A 17,962-nucleotide genomic window follows, 5' to 3' on the forward strand; every position below is an offset into this window, starting at 1 on the left:
TTGTAAAAAGGAGTGTATACGTGTAATTAAAGATGTAGTGATCACAGAAAATAAATTAATAAAATCAAAAATGCTTAGGAGATGTTGAAGATTGAAAGAAATTATGAACATGACTAAGAAAGTTTATAATAATGCTAATGATAGATATCCTGAATTCGAGAAAAATTTAAAATGTTATTTTGAAAAATCGATTAGTGGTAGTAAAAAGTTATTTAGAACAAATGTTCACGGTTTATTTGATCTGTACTTAGATAATCTACCAGTTGAAGCTAGAAATCACTATAATTGTAGTGCTTGCAAGCATTTTATTGAGCGATTCGGTGGTCTTGTAACTATTGATGAAAATGGAATAATTGCGTCGGCTATGTGGGATGAAGATAACACCCCTCCATTCTTTAAAGCTGCTGTTTCAGCAATAAAATCCGAAGTATTAAATTCGAAAGTTATTGGAGTGTATATTCCAAGTTCGATAGTATTAGGTCAACCTCGTACTGGAGAGTGGAATCACTTATCCGTTGAAGTTCATGGGGAAATGGTGAACAGCTCAAGATTAAAAACTGCGGGGCAAGTAATGGCTGAGAAGTTGGAAGAATTCAAAATGCTAACTAATGCATTACTTGATTATTCTTTTGATACAGCTCAGCAAGCTGTATTACTTTTACAATCAGAAACACTATACCGCTCGGATAGGGTATTAGGTATTGCAGAGTGGTTTGAATCTTTGCATGAAAAACAAAACCGTACTGTTAATAATAATCAGAAAACTAATATTATTTGGTTAGCTGTTGCATCAGCTCCTGCTGGATTTTGTCACATAAGAAGCTCTATGATAGGCACGTTATTAGATGATATTGCTTCAGGTATGCCAGTTGAATCTGTTGTTCGACGTTTTGCTGAGAAGATGAACCCGGCGAACTACATGCGCTCACAATCTGCTCCAACTCAAAATGCTATTTTAGAAGCAGAAAAAATTGTTGGGAAATTAGGATTAACCAATTCATTACAAAGACGATATGCCACCTATGAAGAAATCCCATTTTATTTATGGGAGAATCAATCTGAGACTAAAATTGCCGAACCGAAAAAAGGTGTTTTTTCAAGTATTATTCCTAAAGAAAAAACCGCATCTAGAGTTTCTCTTCCGAATACCGTAATGACGTGGGACAAATTTCAACGAACAATACTACCTACAGCTGAAATTATTGAAGTATTAATAGATAATCCTAGTCGTTTAATGGCGTTAGTCACTGCTTCTGATGAAACAGCACCAAACATTTTACAATGGAGTAATCCATTCAGTTGGTATTATCACGGAGGTATAGATGGTGAAATTAAAAGAAGAGTAGAAAATGCTGGCGGAAGATATGAGAATAATGAGATACGAGCATCGTTAATATGGGAAGGGTACACGGACTTAGATTTACATTGCGTAACACCAAAAGGGGAACACATCTATTATGGAGATAAAAGCGACAGATCTGGTGGATGGTTAGACATTGATATGAATGGGGGAGGACATAGAGACAATTCTCCTGTAGAAAATATCAGATGGAGTGAAAACGCCCCAGTGGGACACTATAGATTTTATGTTCACAACTATTGTGAAAGAGGGAATGGAAGCACGCCATTCAAAGTTGAACTAGAAGTAAACGGGAAAACGTACTCATTTATCGGAATTGCTGGTGGTGAAGGTTATGTAACTGATGTATTTGAGTTTGATTATGCTAAAGGTCAACAGCCAAATATCAGTAATAATTCATATTCTAGTGATGATTCATGGGGTGTTCAATTAAACAATTTTATAAGGGTAAATGGTATTACAACATCGCCAAATTTATGGGATGAAGTACAAGTACCTCATTCAGGAAGTCATATCTTCTTCATACTGGATGGAGTCAAGGACTCCTCAGAAGGAAAAGGCCGAGGATTCTTCAATGAGACGCTTAAATCAGAACTAAGACAAATTAGAAAAACGCTAGAAGCCTATACTGCTACTACAGCAATTGAGGGTGCTGATAATGCAACTGCATGTGGTTTGGGGTATTCCAAAGATAATGAATGGAATCTAACGGTTAAAGTGACGGCGAATAATTCTACAAGAATCATTAAGATTGATAGATGGGATTAATAGAGGGAGAAAATTCTTCCTCTTCTCGATTTTTAGAGTTATTAGTATATGATGTATGCTGGATTAGTAGAAATGCTGGGCTTCACTTGGCAGGAAGTTGAGACAGCTTATGTTAAGAAACATAAAGAGAACATTGATAGATAAAACAATGATTACTAGTTTAACTATACGGAAGTTATAAACCGACGGTTGATATAGGAGTTGAAGCCATGTACCAAATAGAGTATGACAACTTGTTACTAGATGTAAAACGGCTTCGTGAAAAACTTGTACAGATGGATGCTGAATTACAACATTACCGTACTCGCTCTTATAAGGGTTGCGGTAATGAAGGCATCGAAGCTTATGCAGAGTTTAAGAGACTAGAAAAGCTACGTGCTGAAGTTCGTAATGAGCTAAAGCATAAGAACGTACGCATCTCGGAGCTTCAAAGGCTATTGAGACAAGAACGTCAAAGAGAGAATGAAAGACGTTCAAATCTCTTTCTACAACGCTTTAAAGATAATGCCAAATTAATTATTAGCGATGATCAATACGAGCTAATTTTGAAAATGACAATGGACGGTGAAACAAATGCTTGAACAAATGAAAATTTGGTTAGTTAGTAAATTTGGAAATAAAAAATCCATAAATCGTAGGTTATCTTCACAGGTAACAACTGAAGGGGAAGCAATCGCAGATTATAAAGCTATGCTGCTTAACCGGGAGTACAAAATAGCTGAGCTAGAAGGAGAGATTGCTTGTTTGAAAATAGCTAAGGCCATTGGTGAAGTCAGAATCGAAGCTTATGAAGCTCAGCAATCAAATGCCATTTTAATAGATATTCAGCAGCTGTTTATGAATCAAACCAAAAAAGGTATTCGAAAATATGGCGAAACTGTTCGTGCTGAAAATCTTACACCAGTTGAATGGTGCCAACATGCGCTAGAAGAACACGCTGATAGCATGGTGTACTTGATGGCCCTGAAAAAGTCTTTAGAGGAGAGTGAAACAAATGGACTTGAAACAAGCTGAGGCTGTAATTGAACGTCATGAAAATGGCGATATGGTGTACGAGCAAGAGTACATTGATGCTTTAGAAGTTGTAAAAGATCATCTTGCAAAACAGTCTTCTTACTGGAAAACGGAAGCCTTATCAGCTCGTACGGCTTTGAAATATGCACAAATGTATAGCCGTAAGAGCTTACGAGATTGGAGAGATGAAAAGTGAGTTCAAAAGAAAATGTTAACGGTTTAGCGAGAATTATAGAAATGAATATGCGAAGAGTTATCTTGATGCTTGATACTGAAAATGAGCATGACTGTTTACGACCAACAATACTGCATGGTCGATGGCGTTCTAGAAATCGAAATAATACTGAGTTACGTGATCTAATGAAACAGCTACGACGTGACATGATTAAACTTGAAAAGGCTATGGCTGAAGAGCGAAGATTTGGTATTTAAATAAAAAAAAACTGCACGGTCTAAAGAAGACCGGACAGCTTCAGCAGTAGCAAAGCTACCGCAGGGGACAATTTCACCTCTAGGGCTAGTTTTATCTCCATGGGTTTCACCCTTTAAAGAGGGTAGGATTTAAGCCGAAGCTCAACCCTCCTAAAAATAAAATGTAATACAACCTAATTATATTACATTTTTGTAGGGTAAATCAATACTATTTTACAGAAATGTAAATGGTCATTACTTTAAATTAGCAGCCGTATTAGCTATAAAATTACTATATGATTTTCTTTTAGATTGTTTTTCTAGCTCATACAGTTTTTCATCGAGAATTAATTCAATTCCAAGCTTAACATCAGGGAAAAGAGTTTTGCATTCATCTTCGCTTAATTGATGAATTCCCTTGCTCATTATTCCGTAGATAGATCTGTGTTCTACGAGAATAGGAGGTAACTTATCTTTCAGTAGGTTAATTTTTTCATCCATTCTGGATTTCTGATATTCTTTTTCATCCCATTTGTCATTTTGTGAGGCTTCAACGTGTTTTTCTTCAATAAGATTTTCAAATATACGTCTGAGATAAACAAATGAACCAGCACCAACTCCATGGGAGTGTAACCCTATCGCCTTTGAAAAGTCCTTGTAGTCCTGTTTAAGTAGCTTTTGATATTTTTGGATACCTGGTATTTCAATATCAGCTACCGATGGGTATTGTCCTATTTTTTTAATTTCGCTTTTTTGGATTATGAAAAAATAAGAGTATTGATGATGTGGATCTCTTTGACAATTAAAATAGATACCTTTTGGTACTTGAAATCTATTTAGTAAATGCAACTCATGTTCAGTGTCCAAAGTGAATTCACCACGATAGAATTCATTTGAATAAAGTCTGAATGTGGACTCTTTTTTACAATCAATGCAGTAACAGTCAAATGTAAAGCTACGATCATTATCGCCAAGTTTCTGTATTAACTCATTGTTTTCTTCTAGTGAAAACGGCTCATATAAAGATAGTCTCAAAAATAAATCTTCAAAAGTATATTGATTAGACACAAATTTACACCTCTACTAATGTTTTAGAATATTGTATCAAAATATGTAACATTATGTAATAACTTATATATTTAAGAAAGGATTGAAACACATGCAGCAGTCAGCAGATAAACCCAAAAAGATTGCAATACAGCATGATGGCATGCTGACGATTGCAACAGCAACATCCCGTAGATCTACAGCATGGAAAAACACAGAAATGTCGTACAGTGACTTCCTGAAAAAGCTGTCTACAACTGTACGTACAAAAGAATCACTTGCGGAGTATATGAAGCTCTCAAAGGACGAGCAAGGATCTATTAAAGACGTAGGTGGATTCGTGGCTGGTAGTTTAAAAGGTGGTCGACGTAAGGCTGATAGTGTGGCTTGGCGACAACTAATTACTTTAGATGCCGACTTCATTCAAGGTGACTTCTGGGACGGTGTGACAACATTCTTTGATAATGCTTGTGCGATTTATAGTACACACAAGCACACACCTAAAAAGCCACGTATACGCTTAATTATTCCACTGTCTCGTCCAGTATCAGCAGAGGAGTATGTAGCTGTTGCCAAGAAGCTTGCTGATATGTTTGGTATCGATTATTTCGATGATACAACCTATCAACCTCACAGGTTGATGTATTGGCCGTCTACAGCAAGTGACGGGGATTATGAATTCGATTACCAAGACGCACAATGGTTGGACCCTACTGAGATTTTAAAAATGTACAACGATTGGCGTGATCCAGCAGAATGGCCGGAGTCAAGTCGTCAACGCGAGAGCCGTAAAAAGATGGCTGATAAGCAAGGCAATCCACTCGAAAAGCCCGGCATGGTTGGAGCGTTTTGTCGTACGTACTCCATTACTGAAGCTATTGAAGTATTTCTATCAGATGTATACTCCGATGCAGGGGAAGGGCGATATACGTTTAACGGAGGCTCTACGACAGGCGGTCTAGTACTTTATGATGATGTTTTTGCTTATTCTCACCATGGTACGGATCCTGTAAGTGAACAGCTGGTGAACTCATATGATTTAGTACGGTTGCATCTATTTAATGATTTAGATGAGGATGCAAAAGAAGGTACGCCAGTTAACCGATTGCCTTCAGCGAAAGCCATGAATGAAAAAGTTCGTACACTTGATAAAGTAAAAATGATGCTTGCGGATGAACGCATAAAAAGTGCAGCAGAGGACTTTGATGTTGAGGATGATACAGAAGCTGACAGTGAGGAAAAGCCACAAGATGACGGGCTGTGGAAAGCGAAATTCGATATTAATAAAGCCGGTGAGCTAGAAGTCACAGCCAAGAACCTCAAGTTAATTCTTGAAAATGATCCACACTTAAAAGGCTGCTTTGCCTTCAACGAGTTTAGTAGACAGCCTGAAGTTCTAAGAGACTTACCTTGGCGTAAGAAAGAAAAAGGTGTTGGCTGGTCAAACGGTGATGATGAAGACCTACGCAACTATTTAGATATGGTCTGGTCCATTACAGGCAACTCTAAGATTGCGGATGCAATCGGTGGGGTGCAGCGTGCGAATACGTTCCATCCTGTGCGAGATTACTTGAATACGTTAGAGTGGGACGGGGTAAACCGTGTTGATACATTGCTGATTGACTTTTTGGGTGCTGCTGATACGGAGTATGTGCGTACTGTTACGCGAATGACATTGGTTGCAGCAGTCGCACGCATCTTTGAACCAGGTTGCAAATACGACTTCATGTTAACACTTGTCGGTCCGCAGGGGCTTGGTAAATCGATGCTGTTTAACATGCTTGGTGGTAAATGGTTTAGCGATAGTTTGACATCTATCCATGGTAAAGAAGCTTATGAGAGCTTGCACGGTGTATGGATTATGGAGATGGGGGAATTAGCTGCAACAAAGAAAAGTGAAGTCGAAACGATTAAACAATTCTTATCTAAACAAGTGGACCGGTACCGCGTTGCATACGGAAAACGACCTGAAGAGTTTCCACGTCAATGCATCTTTATTGGTACCACAAATGAACATGAGTTTTTACGTGATCGTACTGGTAACCGCAGGTTTTTACCTGTAGAAGTACAACCAGATAGTAAACGTAAATGGAAAGAGCTTGATAGTGAGAAAGGACATCAAGAGATTGATCAACTATGGGCCGAAGCAGTGCATCTGTTTAAAAGTGGTTCACCTTTATACTTGGAAGAGGCGATGGCGGCCGAGGCACTTACAATGCAGTTAGCCCATACAGTAGAATCGACGTATGCAGGACAAATTCTAAGCTTTTTAGAGAAACCAATTACTTCAGATTGGTATAAAAAGTCGATTAACGATCGCAAATTAGCAATGCGAGAGAACGAATTTTTCGATGATTTTTCAGAGGAAGAAGAGGAACTTTTAGAAAAGAATGAAGCCTTAGAAGCACAGAAATCAGATGGACGATTACGTGAAAAAGTGTGTGCATTAGAAATTTGGTGCGAGTGTTTAGGGAAGGATAGAGGGTCATTTCCGATGCATGAATCTCGGGAAATAAATTCAATCTTGGCTACTTTACCAGGTTGGAAGCCCCACAAATCTACCCTGAAATTTGGTGCAGAATACGGCACACAGCGAGCATTTGTACGTGTTGATAGGTAACAGTTCTGTAAAAATACAGGGTAAACAAAGTCTAAAAATAACGGCAACAAAGTCGAAAAACGGCAACAAATGTTAACACTTTAAAGCGTTAAAGTGGGTAAACAAAGACAACAAGGGTAAACGGTGTTTGTTGCCGGTTCTTGTTAGCCTAAACCCTTGCGGTTACTGCTTTTATATATAAAGGTAAACAAAGTAAACAAATAATATCTATTGAGATGTATTTTATATATTAGGTATATAGTATAGGTAATATATGTAAATAGCATATACCTAATACGCCTAAATCAATACTACTCTATACGCGTACGTAAGATTGTTGACCTTGTTTACTTTCAACTTGGAGGTAAAAATCAGACATGAGAGAATCGCAAATTGAAAATTATTTGAAACGTGAAATTGAAAAACTAGGAGGGCAATGCTTCAAATTCGTGAGCCCGGGAAATAAAGGTGTACCAGATCGGCTTTTAATATTGCCAGGAGGAAAAGTCATCTTCGCAGAATTGAAAAATGGAAATCAAGGACGGCTGTCAGCACTTCAAGTGCGAATGCAGACCGTTTTAAAAAACCTAAAATGCCGAACGTATGTTTTGACAACGAGATCTGAAATTGATAAACTGATCGCAGAATTGAGGGAAGAACTATGACAAAGTTTATACCCCACGCATACCAGAAGGTTGCAATCGAAAAGATTATTGAAAACCCAGCCTATGCATTACTGTTAGACATGGGCCTTGGCAAAACAGTGTCAACACTTACAGCTGTTGACGAATTAAAACATGATTACTTTGATGTTGAGAAGGTGTTAGTGATTGCGCCTAAACGTGTAGCAGAAGATACCTGGTCACGTGAAGTTGCAAAATGGGAACACCTAAGACATTTAAAAATAAGCAAGGTTCTTGGACCTGAACAACAAAGACGAAAAGCACTTCAAAAACAAGCTGATATTTACGTAATCAATCGTGAAAATGTTGAATGGCTTGTTTCTTACTACGAAAATGGCAAGACTTGGCCGTTTGACATGATTGTCATCGATGAGCTATCCAGTTTTAAAAATCCTAGTTCGAAACGATTCAAGGCACTACGAAAAGTGCGTACACGTACAAAACGAGTTGTAGGTTTAACTGGGACACCAGCACCAAATAGTCTAATTGATTTGTGGTCACAGATTTACCTGATTGATATGGGTGAACGACTCGAAAAGACCTTTACGAAATACAAAAGCGAATACTTTAAGCAGGATCCGTATCGTGTATATCACATTGAACTGCAAGAAGGTGCCGAGCAACAAATCTACGGAAAGATTGACGACATTTGTTTGTCCATGAAAGCAAAGGATTACTTGAAAGACTTACCTGCTGCTGTCATGAATGTTGTTGAGTTAGAGCTATCGCCAAAAGAACGAGAGTTGTACAACAAGCTTGAAAAGGATTCGTTACTGGAATTCTCGGATGGTGATATTGTAGCGACAACAGCGGCTGTCTTGAGTAATAAGCTATTACAGCTTTCCAGTGGTGCAGCCTACAACGATAAAGACGGTGTACAGATTATCCATAGCGTGAAGTTAGATGCGTTAGATGAGATTGTAGAGGCATCACAAGGTAAACCAATCCTGGTGTTTTATAATTACAAGCATGACGTTGAGCGGATTAAGAAGGAATTTAAGCAAGCTAGGGAACTGGATGATTCAAGCACGATTGAGAAGTGGAACAATGGTGAAATTGAAATCCTTCTAGCACATCCAGCGAGCGCAGGGCACGGATTAAACATGCAAGACGGTGGACACACAATCGTTTGGTACGGGCTTAACTGGAGCTTAGAACTTTACATGCAAGCCAATGCAAGGCTTCACCGTCAAGGGCAAAAAGAAACTGTAGTCGTTCATCATCTTGTGTTAAAAGACAGCATAGACGAACGTGTAATGAGTGTTCTGCAAGGTAAGGAACAACAGCAAGAAGCGTTGATGGAAGCTGTCAAAGCACGTATGAGCGAGGTGCTTGGCATTGATTGATTTAATCATGGAGTACAAAAAAGCCAAGAAATCAATGGAACGTGATAAGTCGAAGATGGACGATCCCTTGAAAGTTGAAATAGCCAGTCAAATTATTGCGGACATGGATTACGCGATTAGGTGGATGAAAACAGGTGAGCAACCAGATGCGTACAGCAGAGCTGTAGAATTAAAATCAGCTTATTCTCGAAGAGCATTATTAAACTTAGAGGTATTTCCTAGTCTTGATATTACACCTTCATTTGAGAGAAATTTAAGTGAAAATCATAAACGAGCAATAATGCATGTAATTCAACATTTAACCGAGCGACAACTAACTTGTTATTTACTTCATACGGCACATATGAGAAGCATGCAAGAGATAGCTGATGAATTAGGAATTGCTAAAAGCACTGTGCAAGAACATTTGGATAAAGCAGAAAAGAAAATCAAGAATATAGCTGCAAATATTCAGTTAGAAGCGTAATACCCATACGAACCCCATACGAGCCAACCTATATAGTGAAGGGGTATAGTATCGACAAAATGATGAGAGCCCTACACATAAGCCATTCACGCATTAAGCGTGAGTGGTTTTTTCGTTAATTGCAAATACATAAAAAATCCTAAACAGGAACGGAAGTGAGTTGTTTATGACATGACAAATTGGGACGCTATTCGAAAAGAGTGGGAAACTAGTAGAATCACATTAATTGAGCTAGCAGAAAAGCATGGTGTTAAAGAGGGTACATTAAAAAGTCGGAAGAGTCGAGAAGGGTGGAAGAAGGTTGCAACTAAAAAAGATGCATCCGAAAAGAAAAAGATGCAACCACCCAAAAAAGATGCTACATCTAAAGGTCCGAGAAAGCGAAGTGGCAACCCGAACCCGAAGAATCAATTCTCCAGTCGGAACAATCCTAAACTAGATCACGGGCTTTTTGCTAAGTATCTTCCTGACGAAACACAGGAAATCATCGAGGCAATGAATGCAAAGTCTGCTGCTGACTTAATGTGGGATCAAATCACAATTCAATATGCTGCAATCTTACGAGCTCAAAAAATCATGCATGTTGAGTCAAAAGACGAAATGATAAAAGAGCTGAAACGTGAGAAGATGCAAGGCGGTAAAAACCCATCTCAAGAAGTTGAGTATGAGTTCCAGTTTGCTTGGGAGAGACAAGCACAATTGCTAACGGCTCAGTCAAGAGCTATTAGCGAGTTGCGTACTTCCATTAATCATTTTATTAAGTTAGCTGATGAGGCTGACGAACGTCGCTTGAAATTAGAACAGATGCAGCTATCAAATGATAAAACGAAAGTGGAGATTGATAAGCTTGGTTCAGATGAACAAAATGGCCCGATTGAAATTAAAATTGTCGGCAAAAAACGCTCATAATTTTATACAAGAAATGTTTGAATGTATAATTTCCTGTATTATACATAACACCCAATTGAATGTATAATGTATATAAAATGATTGTGAGGTGTGTTGCTTGTATTTCTCGGATATACAATTTTATTTGTTGATATTTGCTTTTATTATTGTAGTTTTAAGCCTCATTAAAGTTTATCAAATAAAAAAAGAGTATTTGATTAAGCATAGGGAGCTAGAAGTGGAATTTGAAAGAATTGAATTAGAAAGACAAAAAATAAAAGTAGAAGATATAAATGGCAAAGTCTGAGGAAAGCTGCTTCTACATTTGTTAGAAGTTTTATGCAATAAATGTTGGGAAATAAATTTGAGCTGTTGGCGTAAAGCCTGTTAAATCAACAATGTATAAAATCTTGTATGAATAATTAAAAGAGATGCTTAGAGAACGTTGATATAACAACGATTGTGAATTATCCAACTTCCCAAAACTGAAATTATGTAAACCCAAAACGAATAACACATACATGAAATGCATAAGGAGTTGGGAGATTTGACGACAGCAGTCGAGAAAGAAGTGAATCCACATTTCGAAGACTTCCTTTTCGACTGGCGATGTAAAACTCAGCTCCTTGTCGGGGGATATGGTTCTTCGAAATCCTATCATGTGGCACTCAAAATACTTTTAAAACTACTTGAAGAAAAACGTACAGCTCTAGTCGTTCGTGAAGTTTACGACACGCACAGGGACAGTACGTTTTCTTTGTTTACGGAAATTATTGAGGATCTAGGGCTATCCGGAAAGATAAGGACAAGCTCCTCACCAATGACGGTGAAGTTTCCGAACGGCTCAAAGATAATCTTCCGAGGGATGGATAAACCAGAAAAGCTAAAGTCCATCAACAACATATCACTGATTTGGTTAGAGGAATGTAGTGAGATTAAGTATGCGGGCTTTAAAGAGTTACTGGGACGTTTACGACATCCAACATTAAAGCTATTCATAATCCTTTCAACCAATCCAGTTTCGAAAGGGAACTGGGTGTACAAGCATTTCTTTAAAAACGAGTTGGAAGACTATTTTGTTTTAGATGACGAAGAACTTTACAAACAACAAACAATCATTGTGAACAACACGTATTATCATCACTCCACTGCTGCTGATAATTTGTTTCTGCCAGCGAGCTACATTGAACAGCTTGATGAGATGGCTCTATATGATCCAGACCTTCACAGGATTGCACGTAAGGGACGTTTCGGTGTTAATGGTGTATTAGTGCTACCGCAGTTTGAAACAAAGCCTCATGACCAGGTAATGAATGAAATAGCTCTGATTAGAAAGCCGATACGTAAAAACGGCATGGACTTTGGATTTGTTGATTCCTACAATGCTGTTTTGCGAATGGTAGTAGACCACGAAAATAAGTGGCTGTATATCTACGAGGAATATTACAAACGAGGCATGACAGATGATAAAACTGCTGATGAGCTTGAAGAGTTAGGGCTTAAGAAATCAATTATTAAAGCTGATAATGCTGAGCCGAAAACAATTGCTTACTTCAAGCAGAGAGGCTTCCGGATGTATTCTTGTAAGAAGCTCACACGTGTTGAGAATACAAAGAAAATGAAACGTTTTAAGCGAATCATTTGTTCTGAGAAATGTGTAAATACGATTCGAGAATTGAAGGAACTGACATTCAAGAAAGACTCGAAAACAGATGAAATCATTGAGGATGAATTTAACATTGACCCTCATACATTCTCTGCAATGTGGTATGGACTTGATGATTATGAAGTAGCCAGCGTGAAAGGTGTCAATTCAAAATAAGGAGGCGTAAGCATGAACGAATATATCACATACATTGATGGTAAAGGCGTTACGCCTCTATTACTCGATAAGTTAGTTGAAGAAACAAAGACCGAAAGAAACAAACGATTACTCAACTACAACCGTTACAAAGCAGAACTATCTGCGGTACCGATTTTAACACGTAAACCGACCGATTACGATCAAGGGAATGCACAGGTGCAGCGTGTCGATGATAAGGTGAATAATACATTAAACAACCCCTTGGATGCTGAAATTGTGGACACAAAGGTTGGCTATATGTTTGGTAATCCAATTTCATATGTAGTAGACAAACAAGCTCAAAGCCTAACTAAACTATCCGAGGCGATTGAGCTTTTTAATTTGCGTAATTCTGTCGATGACTTGGACAGTGAGTCAGGTAAGAAAACGGCAATTTGTGGATACTCAGCACGGTTACTTTACATCGATACAGATGGAAATGAACGGGCGATGGTAATTGATCCGTGGGAAACAATCATCCTCTCACCAACTGACGTGAGTGAGCCTAAATATGCATTCCGATATTTCAAAGTTGCTGAATTGGATGTTGAAGGTAAGAAAGTAGAAATAGAGCAGCTGGTGTTTTATGATGCGACAACAGAAAAGGTCTATACACGAGCTGATAAAGATTCACCTTTCGTTTTGAAGGATGAACGTAAACACTTATTCGACTACTGCCCGTTATTCGGCATTCCAAACAATGAAGAGCTTCAGGGAGATGCTGACAAAGTGTATAAGCTAATCGATGCTTATGACCGTACTTTCTCAGATGCCTCAAACGAGATTGAACAGTGGCGATTAGCATACCTGGTGCTCAAAGGCATGGGCATGGATGAAGAGGATGCTCAGAAAGTTGCACGTACAGGCATTTTCGAGCTGATGGGCGAGGATGATGACATTCGTTATCTAACCAAAGAAGTTAATGACCAGATGATTGAGAACCATTTGAACCGCCTTGAAGAGAACATCATGAGATTAGCTAAGAGCGTGAATTTCAGCGACGAATCGTTTGCAGGTAATGCGAGTGGAGTAGCTATGAAATTTAAGCTGATGGCACTTGAGAACAAATGTAAAACAATGGAGCGAAAGTTTACGACTTCTCTGCGTTATCAATTTAAAGTGCTATGCAGTGCATGGTCCAAGAAGGGAATCTGTTCGAAAGATGACTATTTGAAACTTTGGTTTGAATATAAGCGAAACATTCCAATCGACTTATTATCAGAAGCTCAAGCTTCACAGGCTTTACAAGGACAGGTTTCAGAGCGTACACGTCTCTCTAAGATGTCTATTGTTGACGATGTGGACTATGAAATTGAAGAGATGCAAAAGGATGCTAAATTATACGGTAATGGTATTGAGCCATTAGACGAGGACGAGAATGATCCAAAAGAAGTTGATGAGCAATGAATCAACAAGAGATTAATCAAATCTTAGACGAGATGGAAAAGAAGGCTGAGAAAGACATTGAAGTTGTCTTTAACAAGCGCTTGAAATCCATACTTGATCAAATGCTTCAGATGCATAAGAAGTTTGGTAAGAATGGTGAAGCCTCCTGGACAGATGTAAACAAGTACAACCGTTTTAACCAGGAGATGAAGATGATTGCGAAACAGGTTAATGCTGATTACAAAGCCGTTATCAAGCTCATAAGAGAGTCAGAGGAGCGTCTTTACATTGAGAGATACTTAATGATAGCTTATCTCTTACAACAGTCTACAGGCGAGGAAATGGGTTTTAAAATTCCGTCTGTTGAAGTGGTTCAAGCAGCAATAGATAATCCTATTGAGTTTCTATCACTTCCCAAAGTCTTTGAAGAGCACAGGAACAATATTATCAGGCGATTGAACATCGAAATAGCCCAAAGCTTACAAGCCGGGGAAAGCTACACAGACATGGCTATACGTATTGAAAATGCTATGGGGTGGACAAGGAAAAAGGCTATCCTTGTTGCTCGAACTGAAGGTGGCCGTGTACGTTCCCAAGCAGATTTAGCTGTAGAAGAACAAGCAAGTATAACGGCACGACTAACTAAGATATGGATGTCCTCACTTGATACAAGGGTACGGAAATCTCATAGAAAGCTAGACGGTCAGAAAGCTGATAAAGATGGCTATTTTCATTATGGTTCATGGAAATCAAAAGCTCCAAGGTTATGGGGAGTTGCATCGATGGATATACAGTGCAGATGCCATACCATTTACATGGTTAACGGTAAGTTGCCTGAATATCGTAGAGGCAAAGATTACATGGATGAAACGTACCAGAAGAAGCTAGCTGCACGTATTGACGCTTACATGGAAGATATGGGGTTGACATATAAGCAAGCTTTTAATAAGGCGTACAAAGACATAAAGCCACCGAGTGTTACAGTGCCGTTTATGAGTTTTGAAGAGTGGAGAAAACAATTTAGCGGAGAGGGGTAATTGTTATGGATAGATTGCAAAAGTTACAGTTGTTAGCCGTCTTAATGATGGTACAAAAGTTTGCAGAATCTGAAGGCCAAGAAGTAAAACTGTTTTCAAATATTCAACTGATGCAAATAGGTTTGGAAATTGCGAAGTTAGAAGAAAAGGGAAATCTTAAAGAATTAGATCAGACACTTTTAGATACTACTCAACAGCTGTATAAAGACGTATTCGGAGAATGATTCAAGTCGCTAAAGTTAGTGGCATTTTCTATTGCCTTAGGAGGTTGTGTATGAAATTGAAAGAGGGAAATTAAAAGGATCACCCGGAGGAAAGTGACCCATAGTAAAGATTTGAAGGTGTAAGGTTTAATTAGTATTACCTTACAATAGTTATGAGCATTATAGGCGGTATTGGGTATTAATAACCTCCATTCATGAAAGTAGCGCCAATAATAATTAAAAGAATGAATAGAACAATAAGTAGCGCAAATGCTGAACCGCCACCAAAGCCACCATAGCCACCATATTCTTGAGACATAATAATTTCCCTCCTTTCTATAATTTATAATATGAATAGTTGTCAGAAGGGATTGCGATATCTATCATGGGATGCCTTAGAAAAAAGATTTAATAATAGGTATACGCAATCAATAACATAAATGTAGGCTCTAACTAAAGTCACATCAATTACGCTGTGGCTTTTTTATTTTGCTTAAAAGGTGGTGAATAGCATGTTAGAATTCATGGGTTTTTTATTTATCGTCTGTATTTTGGGCTTTATAACACTCCTGTTTAACGGAATTAATGTCGCAAGACGAAAAGGTTCACTGCCAACTGAGTTATTTAACCATGAAATGTTCGCAGAGCGTGAGCCTGTCGTTGCAGAAGTACCTAAACGAGCCGTTGCTGATTCTCATTGGCACGTAAAAACATTTATGCGGCCAAGACGAAAGCAGGTGTGAACATGGCGGAAGCACTAGAAATTATTTATAGCCACCCTTGCTGGTCTACTTTATGGCTGTTGCTCATTTTAATGGCTACTGCTGCTATAGCAGAAAGGTGAAGGTGATCCAAATGAGAAATATCGTATCTCGTGACTAGCCAGTAAGCTAGGAAACTATCGAAAAGAGGTAACAATGATGGGAAATAAATGTTGGAACTATCCAGAATGCAAAAATGAAACAAATACAGAGTTTTGCCATGATTGCTTGATGAATGGTTGCGTTAAACCTTATGTGAACGAACAATTTGAAAATAATTTTAGATACCACTCACCTAAAGATGGTCAGCCAGAGCGATATCAATTAATTCGTGATAAAGCAAAAGAACTTGCTTATTTAATCGATGGAAATTGCCCTAACAGTCGTGAGAAATCACTTGCAATTACTAATATCGAACAAGCAATGATGTGGGCTAATGCTTCAATCGCACGAAACGAGTAATGTCGTGTCTTTCTTCTCGCAGACGCTATAAAGAACGAGAACAAATACACTTTTGAACAGTTTAGGGATTCATACGAGTAACTAAATTGGGCAAGGAGGAAATCATGAATCAAAATCCATTCAATTTAAAAACTTTATTACCTTTAGATATTCAAATGCTTGCAGGAGACGGAAATCCTAACCCTAACCCAGAGCCAACGCCTGAACCTACACCGGAGCCAGCACCACCAGGAAACGGTCAAGGGGCTACGTTGACACTTGAGTCTGTTCAAGCCTTTCTAGCTGAAAATGCAGAAGGTAAAAGCTATCTACAGTCATTTGCTGATACTCGTGTAACAGATGCAATTAAAACGTATGAGACTAAAACTCTTCCGAAGAAACTAGAAGAAGAAATTTCAAAACGCTATCCACCTGAAACAGAGGAAGCAAAACAATTACGCGATTTAAAAGCACAATTTGAGCAATCGCAAAAAGAAGCTGCACGTGAGAAGTTATTCAACCAAGCGCTATCTACTGCAACTGAAAAGAGTCTACCAAGTAAATTAGTAGAATTCTTTGTAGGTGAAGATGCTGAAAAGACAACTACTAATCTAGGCATTCTTGAAGCTGAATTCAATGCTGCTGTTCAAGCAGAAGTAGACAAACGCTTCAAAGACGGTGGAACGCCACCACCACCCAAAGGCGGTAACCCTACAGCGTTGACAAAAGAAGCGGTTATGAAAATGACACCTGATGAAATCAACGCCAACTGGGATGAAATCGTGAAAAACAAATTACTATAACCGATTATCGGTAAGGAGGAAATATCAATATGGCAACAACAAACTTTATTCCAACAATCTGGTCAGCTCGACTATTACACAACTTACAAAAGTCTTTAGTATTTGGCCAGGCTGGTGTTATTAATCGTGATTATGAAGGTGAAATCAAGTCTTACGGAGATACAGTGAAAATCAATGGTATTGGTGCTGTATCAGTAGGTGATTACACTCGCAATAATGATATGACGGATCCAGAAGAACTTTCAGACCACACACGAAATCTTTTAATTGATCAATCTAAGTTCTTCAACTTCCAAATTGATGACTTAGATAAAATTCAACAAAATCCAAAGCTTATGGATGCTGCAATGCGTGAAGCTGCTTATGCATTATCAAATGTAGCAGATCAATTTATCGCATCTCATTACGTACATGCAACTAACACAATTGGTACGGACGCTGCACCTATCGAAGTGACTAAAGCTAATGCTTATGAGTACCTAGTAGACCTATCAACTAAACTTGATGAGTCAAACGTACCTACAGAAGGGCGTTTCGCTGTGCTTCCACCATGGTTTGAGGGCTTACTATTAAAAGATGACCGCTTTGTAGGTTCTGGTGCATTACCTGCTGATGAGCGTTTATTAAACGGTGTGGTTGGTCGTGCTGCAGGTTTCTTATTAATGAAATCTAACAATGCACCTACTGTTGAGGCAGGAACAGGTGTTGAAGCAAACTCAAAAATTATTGCTGGTCATAACATGGCGTGGACGTATGCAGAGCAAGCAGCTCAAGTTGAAGGTTACCGTATGGAGAAACGTTTTGCTGATGCTGTAAAAGGGCTTCACCTATACGGTGCCAAAGTGACTCGACCAGAAGCACTAGCAGTATTATCAGCAAAACGACCAGAATAAGGAGGGGCTCTAA

At 38.5% G+C, this 17,962-nt stretch carries 21 protein-coding genes; 19 read left to right on the plus strand and 2 right to left on the minus strand.

All coding sequences use genetic code 11. From position 1 onward, the window contains the following. The first annotated feature begins 91 nt into the window (after nucleotides 1-91). The 6 genes from ACQKOG_RS13170 (at nucleotide 92) to ACQKOG_RS13195 (ending at nucleotide 3,574) form a co-directional block, all read left to right on the plus strand. The gene (locus ACQKOG_RS13170; RefSeq protein WP_427446865.1) at nucleotides 92-2,128 is read left to right on the plus strand and encodes a YfaP family protein; all 2,037 of its coding nucleotides are present in this window, start codon (nucleotides 92-94) and stop codon (nucleotides 2,126-2,128) included. Nucleotides 2,129-2,179: 51 nt separating this feature from the next. Next, on the plus strand, nucleotides 2,180-2,272 hold the full coding sequence (locus ACQKOG_RS13175; RefSeq protein ID WP_427446990.1) for a dUTP diphosphatase: 93 nt from the start codon (nucleotides 2,180-2,182) through the stop codon (nucleotides 2,270-2,272). 65 nt (nucleotides 2,273-2,337) lie between these two features. After that, nucleotides 2,338-2,709, plus strand: a complete 372-nt coding sequence (locus tag ACQKOG_RS13180; RefSeq protein WP_427446867.1) for a hypothetical protein — start codon at nucleotides 2,338-2,340, stop codon at nucleotides 2,707-2,709. Then, on the plus strand, nucleotides 2,702-3,142 hold the full coding sequence (locus ACQKOG_RS13185) for a hypothetical protein (protein WP_427446869.1): 441 nt from the start codon (nucleotides 2,702-2,704) through the stop codon (nucleotides 3,140-3,142). Before ACQKOG_RS13180 ends, ACQKOG_RS13185 begins: the two co-directional genes overlap by 8 nt. Continuing rightward, nucleotides 3,123-3,338, plus strand: a complete 216-nt coding sequence (locus ACQKOG_RS13190; RefSeq protein ID WP_427446871.1) for a hypothetical protein — start codon at nucleotides 3,123-3,125, stop codon at nucleotides 3,336-3,338. The genes ACQKOG_RS13185 and ACQKOG_RS13190 overlap by 20 nt, the downstream gene beginning before the upstream one ends. Next, entirely contained in the window at nucleotides 3,335-3,574 is a 240-nt protein-coding gene (locus ACQKOG_RS13195; protein ID WP_427446873.1) for a hypothetical protein, read from the plus strand. The genes ACQKOG_RS13190 and ACQKOG_RS13195 overlap by 4 nt, the downstream gene beginning before the upstream one ends. A 234-nt stretch (nucleotides 3,575-3,808) precedes the next feature. On the opposite strand, the gene ACQKOG_RS13200 is transcribed toward ACQKOG_RS13195, so the two are convergent. Continuing rightward, nucleotides 3,809-4,621, minus strand: coding sequence for a hypothetical protein (locus ACQKOG_RS13200; RefSeq protein ID WP_427446875.1), 813 nt, complete (start codon nucleotides 4,619-4,621; stop codon nucleotides 3,809-3,811). A 91-nt stretch (nucleotides 4,622-4,712) separates the two neighbouring features. Between ACQKOG_RS13200 and ACQKOG_RS13205 the strand changes: the two genes are divergently transcribed. From ACQKOG_RS13205 to ACQKOG_RS13245, 9 genes are all read left to right on the plus strand, one after another. Beyond that, nucleotides 4,713-7,220, plus strand: a complete 2,508-nt coding sequence (locus tag ACQKOG_RS13205) for a VapE domain-containing protein (RefSeq protein ID WP_427446877.1) — start codon at nucleotides 4,713-4,715, stop codon at nucleotides 7,218-7,220. Nucleotides 7,221-7,576: 356 nt separating this feature from the next. Beyond that, on the plus strand, nucleotides 7,577-7,864 hold the full coding sequence (locus tag ACQKOG_RS13210) for a VRR-NUC domain-containing protein (protein ID WP_427446879.1): 288 nt from the start codon (nucleotides 7,577-7,579) through the stop codon (nucleotides 7,862-7,864). Further along, a complete protein-coding gene (locus tag ACQKOG_RS13215; RefSeq protein ID WP_427446881.1) occupies nucleotides 7,861-9,228 on the plus strand; it encodes a DEAD/DEAH box helicase in 1,368 nt (455 codons plus the stop codon). Before ACQKOG_RS13210 ends, ACQKOG_RS13215 begins: the two co-directional genes overlap by 4 nt. Then, nucleotides 9,221-9,694, plus strand: coding sequence for a sigma factor-like helix-turn-helix DNA-binding protein (locus ACQKOG_RS13220; protein ID WP_427446883.1), 474 nt, complete (start codon nucleotides 9,221-9,223; stop codon nucleotides 9,692-9,694). The genes ACQKOG_RS13215 and ACQKOG_RS13220 overlap by 8 nt, the downstream gene beginning before the upstream one ends. 171 nt (nucleotides 9,695-9,865) lie before the next feature. Further along, entirely contained in the window at nucleotides 9,866-10,603 is a 738-nt protein-coding gene (terS, locus tag ACQKOG_RS13225) for a phage terminase small subunit (protein ID WP_427446885.1), read from the plus strand. A 526-nt stretch (nucleotides 10,604-11,129) separates the two neighbouring features. After that, entirely contained in the window at nucleotides 11,130-12,404 is a 1,275-nt protein-coding gene (locus tag ACQKOG_RS13230; protein WP_427446887.1) for a PBSX family phage terminase large subunit, read from the plus strand. A gap of 12 nt (nucleotides 12,405-12,416) precedes the next feature. Further along, the gene (locus ACQKOG_RS13235; RefSeq protein WP_427446889.1) at nucleotides 12,417-13,832 is read left to right on the plus strand and encodes a phage portal protein; all 1,416 of its coding nucleotides are present in this window, start codon (nucleotides 12,417-12,419) and stop codon (nucleotides 13,830-13,832) included. Then, complete coding sequence (locus tag ACQKOG_RS13240; RefSeq protein ID WP_427446891.1) at nucleotides 13,829-14,848, plus strand: phage minor head protein; 1,020 nt, start codon at nucleotides 13,829-13,831, stop codon at nucleotides 14,846-14,848. The genes ACQKOG_RS13235 and ACQKOG_RS13240 overlap by 4 nt, the downstream gene beginning before the upstream one ends. Nucleotides 14,849-14,853: 5 nt before the next feature. Further along, the gene (locus ACQKOG_RS13245; RefSeq protein ID WP_427446893.1) at nucleotides 14,854-15,072 is read left to right on the plus strand and encodes a hypothetical protein; all 219 of its coding nucleotides are present in this window, start codon (nucleotides 14,854-14,856) and stop codon (nucleotides 15,070-15,072) included. A gap of 178 nt (nucleotides 15,073-15,250) precedes the next feature. Here the strand turns inward: ACQKOG_RS13245 and ACQKOG_RS13250 are convergent, their stop codons facing one another. Then, a complete protein-coding gene (locus ACQKOG_RS13250; protein WP_400908145.1) occupies nucleotides 15,251-15,370 on the minus strand; it encodes a YjcZ family sporulation protein in 120 nt (39 codons plus the stop codon). A gap of 193 nt (nucleotides 15,371-15,563) precedes the next feature. On the opposite strand from ACQKOG_RS13250, the gene ACQKOG_RS13255 reads away from it, so the two are divergent. From ACQKOG_RS13255 to ACQKOG_RS13270, 4 genes are all read left to right on the plus strand, one after another. Continuing rightward, nucleotides 15,564-15,794, plus strand: a complete 231-nt coding sequence (locus ACQKOG_RS13255; RefSeq protein ID WP_427446895.1) for a hypothetical protein — start codon at nucleotides 15,564-15,566, stop codon at nucleotides 15,792-15,794. A 177-nt stretch (nucleotides 15,795-15,971) separates the two neighbouring features. Continuing rightward, nucleotides 15,972-16,274 carry a DUF7681 family protein gene (locus ACQKOG_RS13260; protein WP_427446897.1) on the plus strand — a complete coding sequence of 101 codons (303 nt, stop codon included), beginning with the start codon at nucleotides 15,972-15,974 and terminating at the stop codon, nucleotides 16,272-16,274. Nucleotides 16,275-16,378: 104 nt separating this feature from the next. Beyond that, entirely contained in the window at nucleotides 16,379-17,056 is a 678-nt protein-coding gene (locus ACQKOG_RS13265; protein WP_427446899.1) for a DUF4355 domain-containing protein, read from the plus strand. A 29-nt stretch (nucleotides 17,057-17,085) separates the two neighbouring features. Further along, the gene (locus ACQKOG_RS13270; protein WP_427446901.1) at nucleotides 17,086-17,949 is read left to right on the plus strand and encodes a P22 coat protein - protein 5 domain protein; all 864 of its coding nucleotides are present in this window, start codon (nucleotides 17,086-17,088) and stop codon (nucleotides 17,947-17,949) included. The last annotated feature ends 13 nt before the right edge of the window (nucleotides 17,950-17,962 follow it).

Source organism: Lysinibacillus sp. NPDC093216 (genome assembly GCF_050280325.1).
Classification (GTDB): Bacteria; Bacillota; Bacilli; order Bacillales_A; family Planococcaceae; genus Lysinibacillus.